Here is a 17241-nt window from a genome sequence, read left to right on the forward strand (position 1 = left end):
AACGGAATGTAAGAAAGGTTGGCGAGTTGATATATGAGCTTCGAACATCTAAGTCCTGAAGATTTCGTAGATTTTTCTGTGTTTAGGCAAGAGGTGAAAGTGTATCTGGTTGAGGTATATAAATTCACTGAAGAAGACGCAATTAGAGGTATTTATACGTATCGTAATGTTTTTCCGAAATTGCAAGCTCGCACGGAACCGCGGGAAGTTGCTTCGAAGATTAGGAACAACCCATACATTGGCGGAGCAACAGAGTTAGGTCAAGAATATAGTCCGATTGCCGACAAGACCAAAATATATACTTTTGGGCATTCAGCTAACGGGCAGCATTCCTATTATGATTTTCACCCAATTTCAGAATAAAACTAATTTGTAGTAATATCATCGTCGGGTTAGACATACGAATACTTTTACGGGACACTCAATACAGTGGCATAGAGGCACCACCGGAGGTCAGACACTGCTATGAGAATTCGGGATTGGGACCGCAATTTAAAATTTCGCTTAGGCGTACAAGAACCGGCGCATCGAATTGCATGATAAACTGGGAACTCATCATTACAGAAAATTGATGGTCAAACATACATGTATGTTCGCCGAGTGTCCAATGACACAAATGTGCCTACATAAACCAGAACTAAAATGCTTGAGAAATCAAGCTTTTATTTTTTTATGTAGGTGAATTTGTGTCATAGAAAAATGCACAAATTTCGCTACATTGTAGTCGTGTGACACAAATCTCCCAACTATCTAGATACCGACCTCTAGACAGTTTAAAGACTCGATCAATTTTCAGCAAGCAGGCGTTAAACTACCATGAAAATTAAAATGCAGGCAGTCGAAGAAAAAGACATCACTAAAGAAGACGCGGCTTAGACGTTTTTTAAAATCTGAAATGCATAGGAGGGATTGGTAAACCTTGGATCAGGAGACTTCAGAAATTGTAACGTTGTAGCCTAAGGTTTCAAGTCTTCGGACTGAATTTCTTACAATAGATCCAAGCTTTTGTTTATCAAAATAATCTTCACCTAAATCTACATACATTTCTTTTCTTGTCAGTAGATAAAAAGCGATTCTTAGCATGGCATGTGCTACTACAATAGCTGCGCGTTTCCTGCCTTTTCGCGCTAATGTTCGCCTGTACATAGCGCCAAGGTAGTTTTTGGATGCACCTACGGAGTGCGCGGCTTCTGTTAATGCAGATTTTAGATATTTGTTTCCTTTCTTTCTTTTAGAAGACTTCCTTTTGCCAGCGCTCTCATTATGTCCGGTACTAGTGCTGCCCATGAACACAAGTGAGCTGCGCTTGGAAACTGGTCTTTAATGTTTGTTCCTATTTCAGCTAGGATTTGTTCAACCATTCGAGTGGCAATTCCGGGTATAGAATCGAGTGAGTATACGTTAGATAAACCATTAAAACCGAGGGAAGGGCAGTTTTGCGAAGTCAGATTTTGATATAAACGAGAAAAAGGGTCGTCTGAAAACAGACGACCCTTTTTCTCGTTTATTTATTTGCTTCGTTAAAGATGCTAAGCGAATTATTAAGTGCAGATTTGCACTTGACGGCATCAGGTTTAGACGAACGAACTGACGCTAATACCACATCAATCGTTCCATCAATTTTGGTCCATGTTGTGCCATCTATTTTCCTAAGCTTAGGCTCAGAAGTGTCCCATTGATGTTCCAAACTGTCTGCGCTTTTTTTCGCCGAAGCAAAGTCATTTGAGTTTACAGCGTTTAACATATCCGTTTCAATTTTAACAAAATCGGATAATTGCCCGGCTAATTTATTTTTTGGAGAATCGGGTTGCGATTTTCCAACTGTTGTAATTTGCTGTGAATCGGTTTGCGAAGTTCCGACGGGTGTAGTCGTTTGCGAAGAATATGTTTGCGATGCTGATTGATTTGCTCCATTGATGATAGTAAGTGAATTGTTAATTGCAGTTTTGCTTTGGCTGATATCAGGTTTTCCTGAACGAACGGATGCCAATACCACGTCAATCGTTCCATCAATTTTGGTCCATGTTGTGCCATCTATTTTTCTAAGCTTAGGCTCCGATGTATCCCATTGATGTTCCAAATTGTCTGCGCCCTTTTTCGCCGAAGCAAAGTCATTGGAGTTTACATTGTTTAGCATATCCGTTTCAATTTTTACGAAGTCGGATAATTGTCCAGCTAATGCAGCTTGTGCAGAATCGGTTTGCGATGATATACGATTGCTTAACCCAACATAACCGCCTATTCCAACTACTAAGGAAATACATAGAACCACAGTGGTTTGTACCAAAACATGTTTCTTGCTTCTATCTACTTGGTTCGTTTCTGTTGGCTCACTTTTTACCGTAGTATCTAATTTTGTAATTGCAAGAAAAACGATGATGGCTAGAATAGCTATAAGAAAAATGACACTAGTAACTGTTGTCCCCAAAGCCAACGCACCATTCTCTTTCGGTTGAGATAGGTAATCACCTAATGATGCTCCGAGTGGGCGAGTAAGAATATACGCGATCCAGAACGCCAATACCCCATCAAGCTTAAAAAATTTCCATGCCAAGAATATGCAAGCTATGATGATAACGACTGCGGTTCCTGTGAGAAGATAACCAAGACCAAGTTGTTCAGAAAATAAATCGCCGACTGCGGTTCCAAGTGCAAATGTGAAAAGGATGGTAAGCCAATAGAAAACTTCTCTTTTTCTTGTATAAATCGAGTGTATCGAGAGTGTTTTCTCACTAAGATACCAAAAAAGAAATGTAAATCCTAGTAACACGGAAAAAACGAGTGTACTAGTTTCAAGAGGTATTCCGACATTGTCGGTCAAATTATCCGTTACTAACGTCCCAAATACGCTAATAAGCACAACCGTTAGCCAATAAAGACCTGGAACATATTTCTTTGCTCTGAATTGAAGAAATAATGCGATGAAAAACGATACTCCCATAATTATAGTAGTGACAGTTAAACCAAATCCGAGATTGAAATTGATGAAATCAGCAAATGTTTCACCGACTGTTGTGCATAAAATCTTGATTATCCAGAAGAAAATAGTAATTTCTGGCACCTTATTAAGTAACATTTTCATTTTATTTTGGATTGCTTCCATAATAATTTCCTTTCTTTGCAGTTTATTTTTCCCTCAATCCACAAAAGATATTTGTTTATTTAAAAACGAATCCTTTTACTCAACATATTGTACATGCTTCAAATGAGATTCTAATGAGAAATAATTAATTCAGAGCAAAAAGTAGCGATAGGTAAATGTGTTTGCAATGTTCGAATGACGGGAGTATTATGAATAAGACATTTGCAATCCAATTTGAAGGAGTTGAGATTTTTTTATGGGTAGTCGAAGTTCTAGCGAACCTGAGCCAGATTTACGAAACGGGGGAGTCATGAATACTAATTATCATTTGAGGTTTGGTTACTTCATAATAAAGTCATCAATCCTAAAAGAATAGGTATGCTGGGTTCCTGACTTCCTCAATTAACAAGAGGAGGGATTCCAATGACAAAAAAGAATTACTTTATTAAAAAAAATAACATCCAAGACGCTTCTAAAATTCAGGGTTTCGATATTGAAATCAATCAAACGGATGCCAAACGAATTGATAGGTTGGTGGATAATTACGAAAAAAGCATTCTCACTCATTTAGACGAAGAATATGCGCGAAAAACGAGTTGGTCGGATCGAATTGCAGACCGTATTGCATCATTTGGCGGTAGCTGGAGATTTATCATATACTTTGCTGTATTTTTAATTTTGTGGATTATATGGAACACATTACCTTTTACGTATCACTTTGACTCACAGCCATTTATCCTATTAAATTTGTGTTTGTCTTTTATCGCAGCCTTTCAAGCTCCTGTCATTATGATGAGTCAGAACCGTCAAGCGGCAAGGGATAAACACGAATCCATTATTGACTTTGCCATTAATTATAAATCAGAGCAAGAGATTGATGACATGCAGAGTCATCTCCACAGAATAGAAGGAGAGCTTATTGAAATAAAGCTGCTTTTGTTAGCGAATCAATTGAAAAAGCAAGAAGTGTAATGAAATTAAAGGAGCTGCAGCTGCAGCTTCTTTTTCATATGTGCGCGTTAGTAGGGAACAAATGAACCCAACCGTATTTTCTATAAATAGGTTACATAAATAAACAAATAGGTCGTGTTCTAGAGTTATTGAAAAAAACAAAGAAGTTATTATCCTTTTGAGGCTAAAATGAGGGCAACTAAAACAGCTAGATTAAACCTGCTTGTAAGATGTGAAATAAATATGTGACTTTGCTGCTTATTGCTAGTTAGACATAAAGAGAATTTGAAAGTTCGTATCTCAGTGACCTTATATGTTATTTAACTATGTCTCTAGTTGGGATCAGTCGCGTCTTCTTTTATGTAAAATTCCCAAGTGATGTGCTTGCTGGTTACATATATCGGGGGGCTTGGTTCAGTTTGAACGTGATCCTATTAGAGATTTATCGAATGCAGCGGAGAAATGAAATTCATTTTTTTAGAAAAATAGAGAAAAAGCCGGTGCTTATGCACCGACTTTTAATGAACCTCAAATGATCTTAATTCGTTAATTTTTCTGCCAATTTTGGCTTCCATACTCTTATGAATTGTAAGAAGACATAAGAACCAACGACAAAGACGAAAGCAAAGGCCTGTGCGCTTATGGTTTCAACTGTGGGGAAGAACGCAAACCATAATCCCATCCAGGAAGGAATATTAAAGTCAAGATTAGTCGTTGAAATCCAACCGGCAAGCTGCATTTCTTGAGCGGTCTCGCCTGTCATAACTAATAGTACTAGGATGAGTAATCCACCGGTTAAGATCAACATTTTCTTGTAAGGAAGTTTTTGATGTCCGACAAATGTCAGAATGGCAACAATTCCAGTAAAAACCAACCCGATCAATGCACCTAATAAAATAACTTGGCTGCCTACTTGCAGTCGAATGTTCTGTAAGAATAGAACAACTTCAAATCCTTCCCGATACATCGAGGTTAAACCGATAATCACAAGACTCCAATAGGATGCCGCAACATTTGGAGTTGCTTCTTTGGATACATCTGTAATCTGACGACGTTTTTTATTATGTAAAGAAATCCACCCAGTCCAATAAATCTTATGGAAAAACCAGTTCATGATAACCAGAAGGACTATATTCGCTAAAAGCCCAGTCCCCGCTTGAACATTAAGTTCCGACGTTGTTGAACCAACTAAGGAAATAATACCTACTACAACAAACCAAGTGACAATGGTTGCTGCTAATGAGATGCCCGAACCGACAAATATTGGCTTCCAAGAATCCTTTTTATTTCTGATAAGACCTGCCGTTATTGCGGATAGAACAAGAATGGCTTCTAAGCCTTCACGAAATACGAGAATTGCCGTATTTAGAATAGCTGTAGCTGGTGTTATATTACTTGTCGATGGATCGGGTGCACCGTTCGCCGTAATCCCTTGCCACACTAGGATGCCGATTACGATAAGGGTCATAATCCATAACATAATTTTTTTGGGGGTAAAATGCTTCATGTAAAACAATCCTCATTTCTCAACGTATTCAAGTGATAATAAATATCATTATCACTTGACCAGTATAAGTAATAACTGATATTTCTGCAACAAAAAATAATTAATCCTATTAATCTATGGAACTAGCCCTCGCATTTATGAATCTTAAGAATAATATATATTAACTCAATTGAAAGGAGTTAATATATATGACAATTTTGGTCAACCAGTTTTATGGAATTGTTTACAGAAACACCAATGGAACAACAACTGTTTTTAATGCACGCGTTGTGGCAAGAGGGTTAACTAGAATAAGAATCAAATTCATGAACGCAAGAGGAATCATCGTTTTTAGATTTCTTTTCATTCGCCAAATTCTTAGATTTGTCTTAATCTAATAAAACTTAGAAATGATGATAAAGAATGAACCCGGAAGATGGACGTTAATAGCGACATCTTCTTTTTTGTGTTTTTCAGGATTCAATTTCCTTCCTTCATACACAGGCTTATATATCATTCAGAGAACGATTGATTTAGCAAAAATCAATGCGAGACCTTTTGATGATATCAGAATCAGTGGCAGTACGCAGGAATGTTAGCCAAAGTTGCTGGACGATCTAGTTTGATTACGAACGTAAATAGGGATGGGGATATGCAAACACCCATTGACCTTGCGTTAGACACATCACTTCGTTTATCCCACAATCAGAAACAAAGAATTATTCATGAATTAATTCGTTTAAATCATCGTATCTGTAAACGATTTAATCGCTACAAATATTCTGCTCAAATTGGAATCGATTTTGGGATCGATCAACATCACAAATTATGGATCATTGAAGTCAATTTTTACTATCCATCGCATGAACTGTTTAACAAACTCAAAGATAAAACGATGTATCGAATAATTACAAAGCTTAAGAAATACGTATATGAAGCTCTCCGCTGGAAGGATTAGAAGAAAGTGAGTCTCCTCCACGGCGAAAAGCTCCGATACCATGTTTAAGTTGGATTGGAGTTTTTTAGTTTACTTACATTTATACCTAAGAAACGACCGTTTGCGTTTCTTAGGTATAGATGAAATTGAATGATTCACAGTAGATTCTAATGATACGCATGTACAATTCATTTATCATTCAATTTAAAAAGGATAATGAGGGTGATTTTGATCAGATCACATTATTCTTCACATCTATACATAACTTTATAAAAGGTATCTTTCAAATTCTTGTTTCAAAGGAGTGACTGAGCATAGAAGCATTGTATGCCTTATTCATTGGTTTTATTGGAACTGCCGTGGAATTTGTTGAAGCTTTAACAGTCATTTTAGCAGTCGGGCTGGTCCGTGGATGGAAATATGCCATAGGGGGAGCGGTCACTGCTTTCATTATTCTAATTTTGTTAGTATGCCTAATTGGTGCTCCTTTAGCTCTCATAATCCAAATTAACTGGGTTCAAACCATTGTTGGATTATGCTCACTTCTATTTGGGATTCGATGGCTGCGTATAAAGCTATCCTACGTTACGGCCGGTTAAAAGCACTTCATGATGAGGAAGAAGCATTCAAAGAGGAATTTAATCGTATGCAAAGTGTTGGCTTCGTCAAACAAGGTTTTGACCGATTTGCATTTATGACGACCTTTGGAATTACAATGCTTGAGGGTCTAGAAACTATTATAATTGTTATCACTTTCGGTCATAGCCTGCATAAGATGAATTTTACTGTATTAGGGCGCTGCACTTGCTCTGATTCTCGTTATTTCAGCTGGCTTTATTTTGCGAAAACCACTATCCAAGGTGCCTGAAAACACGATGAAATACGTCGTTGGTGTGATGTTAACCAGTTTTGGAGCCTTCTGGACAGGCGAGGGATTCGGGGTCATTTGGCCAAATGAGGATGCATCCATTTTATATATTGCTTTAACGATAGTGGTATTTTCATATGTTATGGTAAAACGTATTAAGAACAAATTACAGAGTGTAGGACTAAAGAAAACGAATAGAACATATCTGAATGATGCTTCATACGGATTATTAAACTCCTTGACTTGTTTATTGTAGCTGCAACAAATGAGAAGAGGATGAGAAACGTTTACTGAACGAACGCTATCCGATCTGATGTTTATGGTAAAATAAAGCACCTAAATTCATACACAATTTCTTCATCAGTTTTTAATCTTGGTTTAGTAAGCTTGCAACCAGGTTTAAAAAACAACTGAAGGAGTAACTTATGAATATAGCTCAATTAGATTACCAATGGTTTCAAACCATTAATAGCTTTGCCGACAGATTTTCCGCTTTGAATCCAATCGTTGCTTTCTTTGCCAACAACTTGGATTACGTTTTTTACTTAGGTGTTATTGTTTATTGGTTTATTCGTACGCCAGATAATCGCAAAATGGTCGTGAATACACTCCTTTCAGGAGGCGTAGCACTGGGAGTCAATAACATTATTGGAGTGATTTATCATCGGGATCGTCCGTTCGTAGCTCATCATGTCATCCAATTAGTTCAGCACGATGCATCAGCTTCTTTTCCCAGTAATCATGCAGCAGCAGCTTTTGCGGTAGCGACCTCAATTTGGCTTTGGCGCCGAAAAGAAGGAAGCGTTTGGTTCGTTCTTGCCATACTCATCGGATTTTCCCGGATTTGGTCTGGGATTCACTATCCATTAGATATTATTGGAGGCGCGATTTCTGGAACTGTTATCGGGATCGCCGTTAAAAAGATTATGAGTCAGCAAGTGCTGAAAAAGGTTTCCGATTCTGTAATCTGTTTTTATGAATCCATTGAACATAAGGTATGGAAACCATAGCTACTTACACAAGTCAGGACAGAGAATGCTCAGTCTTGGCTTTAAGGTAAAAATTAGATCCTAGGCCATGCATTGTGGCAAGTTCACATTGATGATTGGCGGGGTCAATTTTCTTGAAAAAACTCCAATCCACATCTAACAGGATTGGAGTTTCTTAGTTTCATAATTTGCAGCCTCTTGTCATAATCAGCTACCAGTTTATAGTAAAACGAGTGATCTCTTCTAGTACAAGTTCATCATCTAACAAGACTTCCTTCAACTCAAGATTTGTAACAGCCTTGATTCGATGTTTAATTCCTACTTGATAGGAACCCATCTATTCTTTCCAAACATTGGTAACTGAGGCAATTGGCCAAGTATTTCCTTGATTTGATTAGTTTTATCTTTATGAGCGATCAAAATTCCGTTAGAACATGCAGCAACAATGATATTGGGAATGTTATTCAATTGTCTGCATATTTTCAAAATTTGAACATCACCCTTTAAATTTATTTCTTAGATCGCATTACTTTTTCAACCGCACGCTTCATTAATTTTCCCGCGTGATCCCAAGATAATTTAAACATATCTCTCCTGCCTTGGCGTCCTTTTGCTTTGCAAAGACCGGGATTCTCATAAGCTTTCCTCATGATCTTCTTCAAGCTGTGCAGATCCGGTTCCGCCCATAGTTGTCCCTTTTGTGCAAAAAGATGGCTGAACCTTCTTGAGATGGCATGCCGACTGTTCATGCTAACAGATGGGCTCATCAACTTAAAAGGAATTAAGAACGAGTTATTGGGCGTAAGGAAATCCATTTGTCCTCCCCAGCCTGTTGCGATGACCGGCACACCGCTCGCCAACGCTTCTAGAAAAGGTAGACCGACACCCTCGCCACGAGTGGGGAGAACGAAGGCATTACCGAGCGTATACAAACCCTTCAGCTGGCTTTCACTGAGTCGTCTGCCGATAATGACAACAGGGGCTGTATCTTTGCGGATACCCAACCTTTTTTTATATATTGATATCTGATGCTTGATCCATTGCTCATTCTCATAGGCTGTATTTCCGTTCGTTTTGATTACTAGAATGACGTTATCTTTTGATGAAAACTCTTCCCAGTATGCTCTAAGCAAGCCTTCTGGATTTTTACGATGCTGGAAGCCAAAGACAGACACGAATGTAAATTTTCCCACCGCACGGGGCAAAGTCATCTTCTTATTGTTCGGATGAAACTCCCTTGTGTTAACACCATGAGGAACATTAAAAATCGGTATTTTTACACCGCTATTCTTTAGTGCCCTTTTATTATGTTGTGAAGGTACACAAACCGCATCAAATTTGTTCATATGGGGACGCCATCTCTGGGGGATCCTGCTTGTTTCCCAAACAGTATTCAAAATAATTCGATCAAAAAGACTTCGTTCTTTTTTCCATTGAATATGACTAGGAATATGATGATAAATAAGTGCTTTTCGTCTTTTTACCGATATGCCATGGCTTAAAGTACCAACTCCAACAGTAACGCCCTGGCGCTTTAGTGAACGTACATACGATCTGCTTGCACGACCAAGACCGCTACGTTTGTGTACGGGTCCTTTCCAGACAACATAATAGGGCTTCATATAGACATCACGTCACACATAACATGGGGAAGTATAACTAGGACCTTTTCAACTGCTAGGATTAACACATCAATTCGGGTTGTCATTCGCTCATCTCCATATAATCAAAATATATTTATTATGATATGTGGAGAGAAAGAAATGGAATGGAGTATTTAGTATTAATTTGTACTCATAATTTAAGTGGTTGGCGAAGGGGAATTGATAGAATACAGCGCTACTCAAGACTTTTGTATGGATGTTCAGTTCTACTGTTAATCTCCGAATGGCACGAATTATCTTTAGCATCGCAAGTGATTTTACATAGAACCTTATCAGAGTGGTTATAATACTTTTCGACGGTGAAAACAGCGAGGTGTAGTGTCGCGGAGCATGTAATGATAAAACACCAGGGAAGTTGTTTTTGAATCCATATAAAAGCGAGGCAATGTGCCGTGAACTCATTAATGTAGTCTTGTACTGCAATTAGTGTGATGAGGTAGATACCGAGCAAAGTAAGGATCAAGGCAAAAGTACCATCAATCTATTCACCGTCGAAAAGGACTCCGAAAGGAGTTCTTTTCTTGTTTTTTTATCATTATTCCATTGGGACGGTGAGTTCAGTGAATATTCTACTTGCAGAAGATGATCTAAAGCTTGGAAAGCTGGTGAAATATGTCCTTGAAAAAAAAGGTGGGTACCAAGTAGATTGGGTAGAAAATGGTGAAGATGCTTTGGTTTATGCGGAAAGTTCCATTTATGATGTTCTAATTGTTGATTGGATGATGCCTAGAATGGACGGCATTGCTGTTTGCAAGAAACTGAGGTCTGGAAACTATGGCAGAGCTATTCTGTTGTTAACTGCAAAGGATGCACTTCAAGAAAAGATTGTTGGTTTGGATGCCGGAGCGGACGATTACCTAACAAAACCTTTTGAGATGGATGAATTACTCGCGCGTCTTCGTTCCTTGAAAAGGCGTAATTTTGCTCCTATTCAATCGGATGTTGTGACATTCAGAACATTTTCATTAAACCGTAGTTCCCATCAATTATTTCAGAATAATGAAGAGATTATCCTCAGTCAGAGGGAATATCAGCTGCTGGATCTATTTCTTCAAAATATTGGCTATGTTTTAACACGGGAAGTTATTTTAGATCGTATATGGGGTGTTGGTAGTGACGTATCCTATAAAAATGTGGATGTCACAGTAAAGATGCTACGCGATAAATTGGAATTTGAGCATGAACAGCCGATGATCTATAGTATCAGGGGGGTGGGGTATCGATTTGAAAATGAATTTTCTGAAAAAGGCTGATGTATTTGTACAAACTGAGCGAAAGTTAACCTTTACTTACTCCTGGCTAATTATTCTATTCTTGGTGTTGTTCTCGATCATAGTTTCTGTTTTCTTCGGTGGTATGGCATATCGAGAGAATCGTCAATTGATTCGAACTACGTTGTATGCGACGGAAAATGGCAGCCCTTTAATTCCCGATCTAGTAAGTTCAGATCATGAGGATTTATACTTTTACTATCTGGTGAATGGAAGCGGAAATGTGGTTGGGGGCAGTGAAGTTTTTCCTCTGAACAATAGCATTAATCTAGAGATGATTGAAGAGTGGCATCCCAATAAGGAGGAGTTTCGCTTAAAATGGCTTTCTGTTCCTCACAGTCATCATGAGGGTAAAACGTTAATAGATAGAGATAGGCTGCTATTTGTTGGGGCACGTCCAGCGATTCTGCAAGACGGCAAGAAAGGTACGATTTACGTTGCTAAAGATGTGACTTTTTATTTGGATGTATTTCAAAATCTTCTCATTGTGTTTCTATGTATTCTTGTAATCTTTTTTATCGCAGCCGTATGGTTAAGTTTGACTATGTCCAAGAAAGCCATGATCCCCATTCAGCGGTCATATCGGCAGCAACAACAATTTCTTGCAGATGCCTCACACGAACTTCGAACTCCGTTAAGCATTATGAACACCTCACTGGATGTCATAGAGCTTGAAAACGGGAAAGATTTCACTTCGTATACGAAAGAAGTCATCGTAGATATGAAAGAAGAAGTAGGACGGATGAGCCGCATGGTTCATCATTTGCTGTTATTAGCGCGTTCTGATTCTGGATCTGTCGAATTTGAGATTGTTGCTTTTGACTTAGTCCCGAGGATGCGCCAGTGGGTACAAGCCTTTGAAGCTATTGCTAACCAGAAGGAAATTGTTTTGAACGCACATTTGCCGAGAGAATTGTCCATTAAAGGTGATATTGAGCGCATGAAGCAGCTGGTGTATATACTTTTGGATAATGCGATCAAATACACACCTAAGCATGGAAACGTTGATGTAATCGTCGATCAACAATCTAAACAATGGAGCTTAACGATCCAAGATACGGGGGTTGGTATTCCTATAGAGGACAGGAAGCGGATATTTGACCGGTTCTATCGCGTAGAGAAGCATCGCTCTCGGGATGAAGGTAGCGCGGGTCTGGGATTATCAATAGCAAAGTGGATTGTGGAAGCTCATCACGGCTCAATTGAAGTTGAGAGTGTTGTCAATCAGGGAAGTACCTTTACAGTGAAGTTCACATATCTTGAATAAGCGGTGCCCTTACTCTTTATATCAAAGAGGAGGGTACTTTTTTTCATTTACCGTACTTTTACTTTTCAAAGTTATAGTTACTTATGTGAAGAACATGAACAAGATTAACTGCCCAACGAAAGGATGGATGTAGAGAATGAAACCACGTAAGACTTGGATAAAAAAGGTGTTTCTTATCGCTGTGATTGCCGGAGTAATCGGAACCGGTATAGGTGTGGCAGCAAAGATGGACAGACCCGCCTTTAAAGAAGCCTTCAACCATGATAAACAAATTGCCCAGCAATATATTCCGAAAGGTAACGATAAGGCGTTGGCAGGTAAAGGCGAACATCAAGTGAAAGGCAGCCGTGAAGGTGACCACGAGCATCATGATGGTATGGAAGCCGGCATGACGATTGGAGGAACCGTTCTAGCAATTGGGCTGTTGTTCTGGATTGTTAGAAGAAGAAAAAGAAATGGCGGCATGCTTAAAACCAATAGTACGCGTGCCATGATCAATACATCAGATTTCTTGGATCAATGGGAAAACAAACTAATCAATTCAAAGGAGACAAACTAATATGGGTATCTTAAGAAGAGTAAAAGAGTTGTTTTTAGCGGAGACGAATGGACTTTTAGATAAGTGTGAACAGCCTCTCAATATGGTGAATCAATATATGCGAGAATTCGATCTAGAACTTGCGAAAGGACAGAAAGCACTAGCGAATCAGTTGTTCATTGAAAGAAGACAAGCCGCGCTAATCGCTGAGACCGAAAATCAAATTGAAAAAAGAGACCGCCAATCTAGACTTGCTGTGAAACAAGGCGAAGAGCATATTGCTAAGCTTGCCATTCAGGAGAAACTGTTGCAAGAGAAAAAATTGGCGACTTACCAGTCACAATATGCAACTATCCAAGAGCAGACGAAGGTACTCGAGGAAAGAATCGCTCAATTGCTTGTTCAATCTGAAGAATTCAACCATCGTCGTTTATTGTTAGCGTCAAGGGCCAATGTGGCTAGTTCCTTAAAGGAGATGTCTCAAAGCGTCGTTTCCTTCCAAACGGAGAATGTATCGAAAGGCTTTGCACGCGCAGAAGAGAAGGTCATGTTGATTGAAGCTGAATTGGAAGCCATGCAGCGGTTTCAATCGCCTCTCAAACGATCCGCACCGCAATATTTAGATCCAGGCCTCAAAGACCATATTGAAAAAGCTTTAGAAGAATTAAAGCTGCAAACAGAAGATTAACTATGTAAAGATTCAGGACATTCTTAGGGATGCCCTGAATTTTTTTTGAATCTCATACACAATTTCTATGCTCAGTCCTGGCTTGTCTTATCTGCATTTCTCTTAGTGAATTAATAAAAACTTAATAATTAATCCATAATAACTTAAATAATATTCATTATGATGAGATAAACTTTAGAAATATTATTTTGGTAAGTACCAGGCAGTGTACTAACACTGTGGAGGAAATGCGAATTGACACAATTACCTCGGATTCTAATGCTTACAGCGGGCTATGGCGCGGGGCACGAACTAGCAGCATACGCGATTAAGGAATATTGTCATCGACATGGACTTGCTAACGTTCAAATCATTGATTTAATGAAAGAAGCTCATCCGCTGCTAAATAAAATATCAACAGCTGTGTATATGAGTAGTTTTCATGCTGCAAGATTTGGTATTAATTATTATGGTTGGAGCTATTATTTGACTCAAAAAAACAATGCTTATAGTCCTGTCCTTGCTGGTTTAAATCGTTTAGGGATCAAACAATTATTTGAGATCATTAAGAGAGAAAAACCAGATGGCATTATCAATACATTCCCTTATGGAGCTTCTGCGGTTGTAAGCGAGGTTTTCGGTATACCAACGTTTACCATAATGACCGATTATGTCTTACATGCAAGATGGCTTCATCCTACAATTGACAAATACTATGTTGCAAGTGAAGATTTGAAGTCTACTATGATCGCAAAAGGGATCAATGAAGAGGTCATCGAAGTAACGGGAATACCTATTCGAGATGTGTTTGAGAAAAATAACTATTCGAAAGTGAATAAAAATAATAAAATGATACTTATTATTGTTGGCGCATACAGTCAACTCGATCTTACAGCTAAAATGATAAAAAGTGTTGAAGTTATTAGGGATTGTCATTTTACTGTGGTATGTGGCCGAAATGCTAAGCTGAAGCTACAACTTACTAAGCAATTTCAGAGTAATAAGAGAGTCACAATTCTGGGATTCGTCGAGCAAATGGATGAACTCATGGCTTCAGCCACATGTATCATTAGTAAAGCAGGAGGACTAACTTTAACTGAATCGCTTGCTTTAAACATTCCACTTTTCGTATATCGGCCATTCGCGGGTCAAGAGAAGGATAATGCAACTTATTTTTCTGAAAAAGGTATTGCATTTATCAGTTATCGTATGGGTGATCTCGTAAATCAAATTCGTCAATTTGTAGATAATGAAACTTGTGTTTCTCTAGTAAAGACCAGAATGGATATCTTACATCATAGACAAGCAGCAGAACGAATCGTTAAGGACGTTCTTAGTACGATATTTGAACATAGAAGAGAGCAAGTGCAATCGAATTCACCCATGATCTAATAATTCCCTCTAGAAAGAATGTGATTGGCTTGCATACATTGGTATGGAGCATCTTCATAGTATTGCTTTTATATACAATTTTGCCTACTCTTACTGTTCGTTTACTTGGTTTGTGGGTGTACAAAAAGAAAGTGACCAGGGATGGCATAGCTTTAACCTTTGACGATGGTCCTGATCCAGATTTTACACCGCAATTGTTGGATCTTCTCTCCAAATATCAGATCAATGCTACTTTCTTTGTACTTGGGTCTAAAGCGGAGAAGTATCCAGATATCATACTACGTATTCATCATGAAGGTCATCTGGTTGGCATTCATAATTATGTCCATTGGACGAACGCACTTATGACCCCCAGAAAAGTTCGCAAGCAATTGAAAGACTCTGTAGAGGCGATTGAAAAAATCATTGGGGTAACGCCGATTTATTATCGTCCTCCTTGGGGTATTATTAATGTCTTTGACTTGTTTTTAGTAAAGCGATTTCGTTTGGTCTTCTGGTCGTTAATGGTAAAAGATTGGAGAAGCAAGGGAGGCACTGAGCGAATAAAATCAAAGTTACTAGCCAAACTACAATCGAATCATATTATCGTGCTTCATGACAGTGGGCAGACTTTTGGGGCGAATAGAGATGCTCCTCAGTATATGTTGGCTGCCCTCGAGGCTTTCCTTGAAATCTGCAAACAGCGAATGGTTATCTTCCTTCCCATAGATACCTATTTAGATTTACTTCAATTTAAAAAGCGAGCAGCTAGTCGGCTTACAAAGAAATTTCTCATTTTCATCTGGTTAAAATGGGAGCGTGTATTCCATTGGCTATTCAATATTCGGCCAATTGATGTTGATAATCAAATTTTCTATAGCCGAGTATGCAAATATCACGGAAAAACGATCCATTTGGGAAGTGGGGAAGAGCTGATTTCCGGAGATCTAGTTATTGAACTTCATTTTAATAATGAGAAACTACATCAATTGATAACTGAATCTGATTCGATGTTTCAACTTGCAATACAAATGAAACAAGCTGTAAAGAGTTTTCTGCCCACGCTGACGCAACATGTTCATTTTATACCCGAAAAAGTTAAAGCGATTTACGGAATCACTATGATACATAGAGGTTCTAAACAATTAGGCTTTACCGTGACAGAGCTGCCAAGTGGTTTATTTAGCAGACTTACGCAGTTTTATTTAAAATTGTTATTATATGTTCTTCATCCAAACGGGAGAGATCGATTAAAAATGAAAAGTGAATTATTGTCTCCGAGAATTGCCACTATTTCTACGCAGGAACTCTATAAAAAATACGCGGTTTCTGTGGAACCAATAGCAATCTTAGAACATGCGATTCCGATCAGTTAGGATGATTAATATCAAACAAACAGGGCCCAATACGAAGCTTATAAGTGGAATAAGTATACTTATTATTGCAGGCCTCATAGGCTATTATCTTTATCTTGTTCATACAGGTGAAGCAGAAAAGCTCATAAATCATATTCGGGATTATGGGCAAATAGGAATTGTAATTGGCATCCTTGTTCAGACTATCGTGAATATTATTCCAGTACCCGGAGAGTTTATATCTATTGCACTCATGGAAATTTACGGGCCTATTTGGGGTGGGATTTATTCGTGGGTTGGTGGTGTATTGGGTGCGGTTTGTGCTCTCTATTTAACCAAATGGATTGCAAAGCCTTTCTTCGGTAAATTAGCGCAACCGTTTCTTCATAGAGTAGAAGAATTCACAAAAAAGCATGCAACGTTTGGTTTATTACTCATTCGATTCCTCCCGTTGGTTCCGTACCATTTTGTGAATTATACGATGGGCTTTTTGAAAATAAACATATGGACTTTTATATGGACAACTGGTTTTGGAATACTCCCTTATACGATTGCAATGAGTGGGATTTATGCGGGAGTTCGCAATGGAACATTTCTATGGGGAGCTATTGGTATCATCGTATTTATCGTATTGCTAGGAATAAGTTGGCTGCTAAAGGGCAGGCGAAAACGCATCTCAAATCGGACGTGAGATTGGAAGATATCCATAGGCTGGACACTTTGTAAAGTGATCAGCTTATGGATATTTTTTGATATTGGTTAACTTGCTCCCATGCTCGCATCCTGTTTCCAGAC

General features: G+C 38.5%; 14 protein-coding genes and 2 pseudogenes. 12 read left to right on the forward strand and 4 right to left on the reverse strand.

Annotated features, from left to right (window positions below):
* Positions 1–33: 33 nt before the first annotated feature.
* Positions 34–363, forward strand: coding sequence for a hypothetical protein (locus tag ACUN27_RS18520; protein WP_445559359.1), 330 nt, complete (start codon positions 34–36; stop codon positions 361–363).
* Between the two features lie 561 nt (positions 364–924).
* On the opposite strand, the pseudogene ACUN27_RS18525 reads toward ACUN27_RS18520, so the two are convergent.
* A pseudogene (locus tag ACUN27_RS18525) lies at positions 925–1361 on the reverse strand (transposase).
* 143 nt (positions 1362–1504) lie between these two features.
* Complete coding sequence (locus ACUN27_RS18530) at positions 1505–3103, reverse strand: COG4705 family protein (protein ID WP_445559360.1); 1599 nt, start codon at positions 3101–3103, stop codon at positions 1505–1507.
* A 402-nt stretch (positions 3104–3505) separates the two neighbouring features.
* On the opposite strand from ACUN27_RS18530, the gene ACUN27_RS18535 reads away from it, so the two are divergent.
* Positions 3506–4054, forward strand: a complete 549-nt coding sequence (locus tag ACUN27_RS18535; RefSeq protein ID WP_445559361.1) for a DUF1003 domain-containing protein — start codon at positions 3506–3508, stop codon at positions 4052–4054.
* A gap of 517 nt (positions 4055–4571) precedes the next feature.
* Here ACUN27_RS18535 and ACUN27_RS18540 read toward each other — a convergent pair.
* Complete coding sequence (locus ACUN27_RS18540) at positions 4572–5540, reverse strand: FTR1 family iron permease (RefSeq protein WP_445559362.1); 969 nt, start codon at positions 5538–5540, stop codon at positions 4572–4574.
* A gap of 559 nt (positions 5541–6099) precedes the next feature.
* Here ACUN27_RS18540 and ACUN27_RS18545 point away from each other — a divergent pair.
* From ACUN27_RS18545 to ACUN27_RS18555, 3 genes and pseudogenes are all read left to right on the forward strand, one after another.
* Positions 6100–6477 (forward strand): annotated as a pseudogene (locus ACUN27_RS18545) (YheC/YheD family protein); the annotation flags it as partial.
* Positions 6478–7015: 538 nt separating this feature from the next.
* Positions 7016–7324 (forward strand): hypothetical protein, encoded by a 309-nt coding sequence (locus tag ACUN27_RS18550; protein WP_445559363.1) that lies wholly within the window; start codon positions 7016–7018, stop codon positions 7322–7324.
* Positions 7325–7749: 425 nt separating this feature from the next.
* Positions 7750–8334, forward strand: a complete 585-nt coding sequence (locus tag ACUN27_RS18555) for an undecaprenyl-diphosphatase (protein WP_445559364.1) — start codon at positions 7750–7752, stop codon at positions 8332–8334.
* Between the two features lie 488 nt (positions 8335–8822).
* On the opposite strand, the gene ACUN27_RS18560 is transcribed toward ACUN27_RS18555, so the two are convergent.
* Positions 8823–9935, reverse strand: coding sequence for a glycosyltransferase (locus ACUN27_RS18560; protein WP_445559365.1), 1113 nt, complete (start codon positions 9933–9935; stop codon positions 8823–8825).
* 602 nt (positions 9936–10537) lie between these two features.
* On the opposite strand from ACUN27_RS18560, the gene ACUN27_RS18565 reads away from it, so the two are divergent.
* The 7 genes from ACUN27_RS18565 (at position 10538) to ACUN27_RS18595 (ending at position 17137) form a co-directional block, all read left to right on the forward strand.
* Complete coding sequence (locus ACUN27_RS18565; protein WP_445560640.1) at positions 10538–11230, forward strand: response regulator transcription factor; 693 nt, start codon at positions 10538–10540, stop codon at positions 11228–11230.
* Entirely contained in the window at positions 11208–12515 is a 1308-nt protein-coding gene (locus ACUN27_RS18570) for a sensor histidine kinase (RefSeq protein ID WP_445560641.1), read from the forward strand. Before ACUN27_RS18565 ends, ACUN27_RS18570 begins: the two co-directional genes overlap by 23 nt.
* A 136-nt stretch (positions 12516–12651) precedes the next feature.
* Positions 12652–13074, forward strand: coding sequence for an LPXTG cell wall anchor domain-containing protein (locus ACUN27_RS18575; RefSeq protein WP_445559366.1), 423 nt, complete (start codon positions 12652–12654; stop codon positions 13072–13074).
* 1 nt (position 13075) lies between these two features.
* On the forward strand, positions 13076–13741 hold the full coding sequence (locus ACUN27_RS18580) for a PspA/IM30 family protein (protein WP_445559367.1): 666 nt from the start codon (positions 13076–13078) through the stop codon (positions 13739–13741).
* A 234-nt stretch (positions 13742–13975) separates the two neighbouring features.
* Complete coding sequence (locus ACUN27_RS18585; protein ID WP_445559368.1) at positions 13976–15112, forward strand: MGDG synthase family glycosyltransferase; 1137 nt, start codon at positions 13976–13978, stop codon at positions 15110–15112.
* Positions 15113–15141: 29 nt separating this feature from the next.
* Positions 15142–16467: a polysaccharide deacetylase family protein gene (locus ACUN27_RS18590; RefSeq protein WP_445559369.1), complete on the forward strand. Its 1326-nt coding sequence runs from the start codon at positions 15142–15144 to the stop codon at positions 16465–16467.
* A 1-nt stretch (position 16468) separates the two neighbouring features.
* Positions 16469–17137 (forward strand): TVP38/TMEM64 family protein, encoded by a 669-nt coding sequence (locus tag ACUN27_RS18595; protein ID WP_445559370.1) that lies wholly within the window; start codon positions 16469–16471, stop codon positions 17135–17137.
* Positions 17138–17241 lie beyond the last annotated feature (104 nt).

This window comes from Paenibacillus sp. WC2504, from assembly GCF_052682475.1.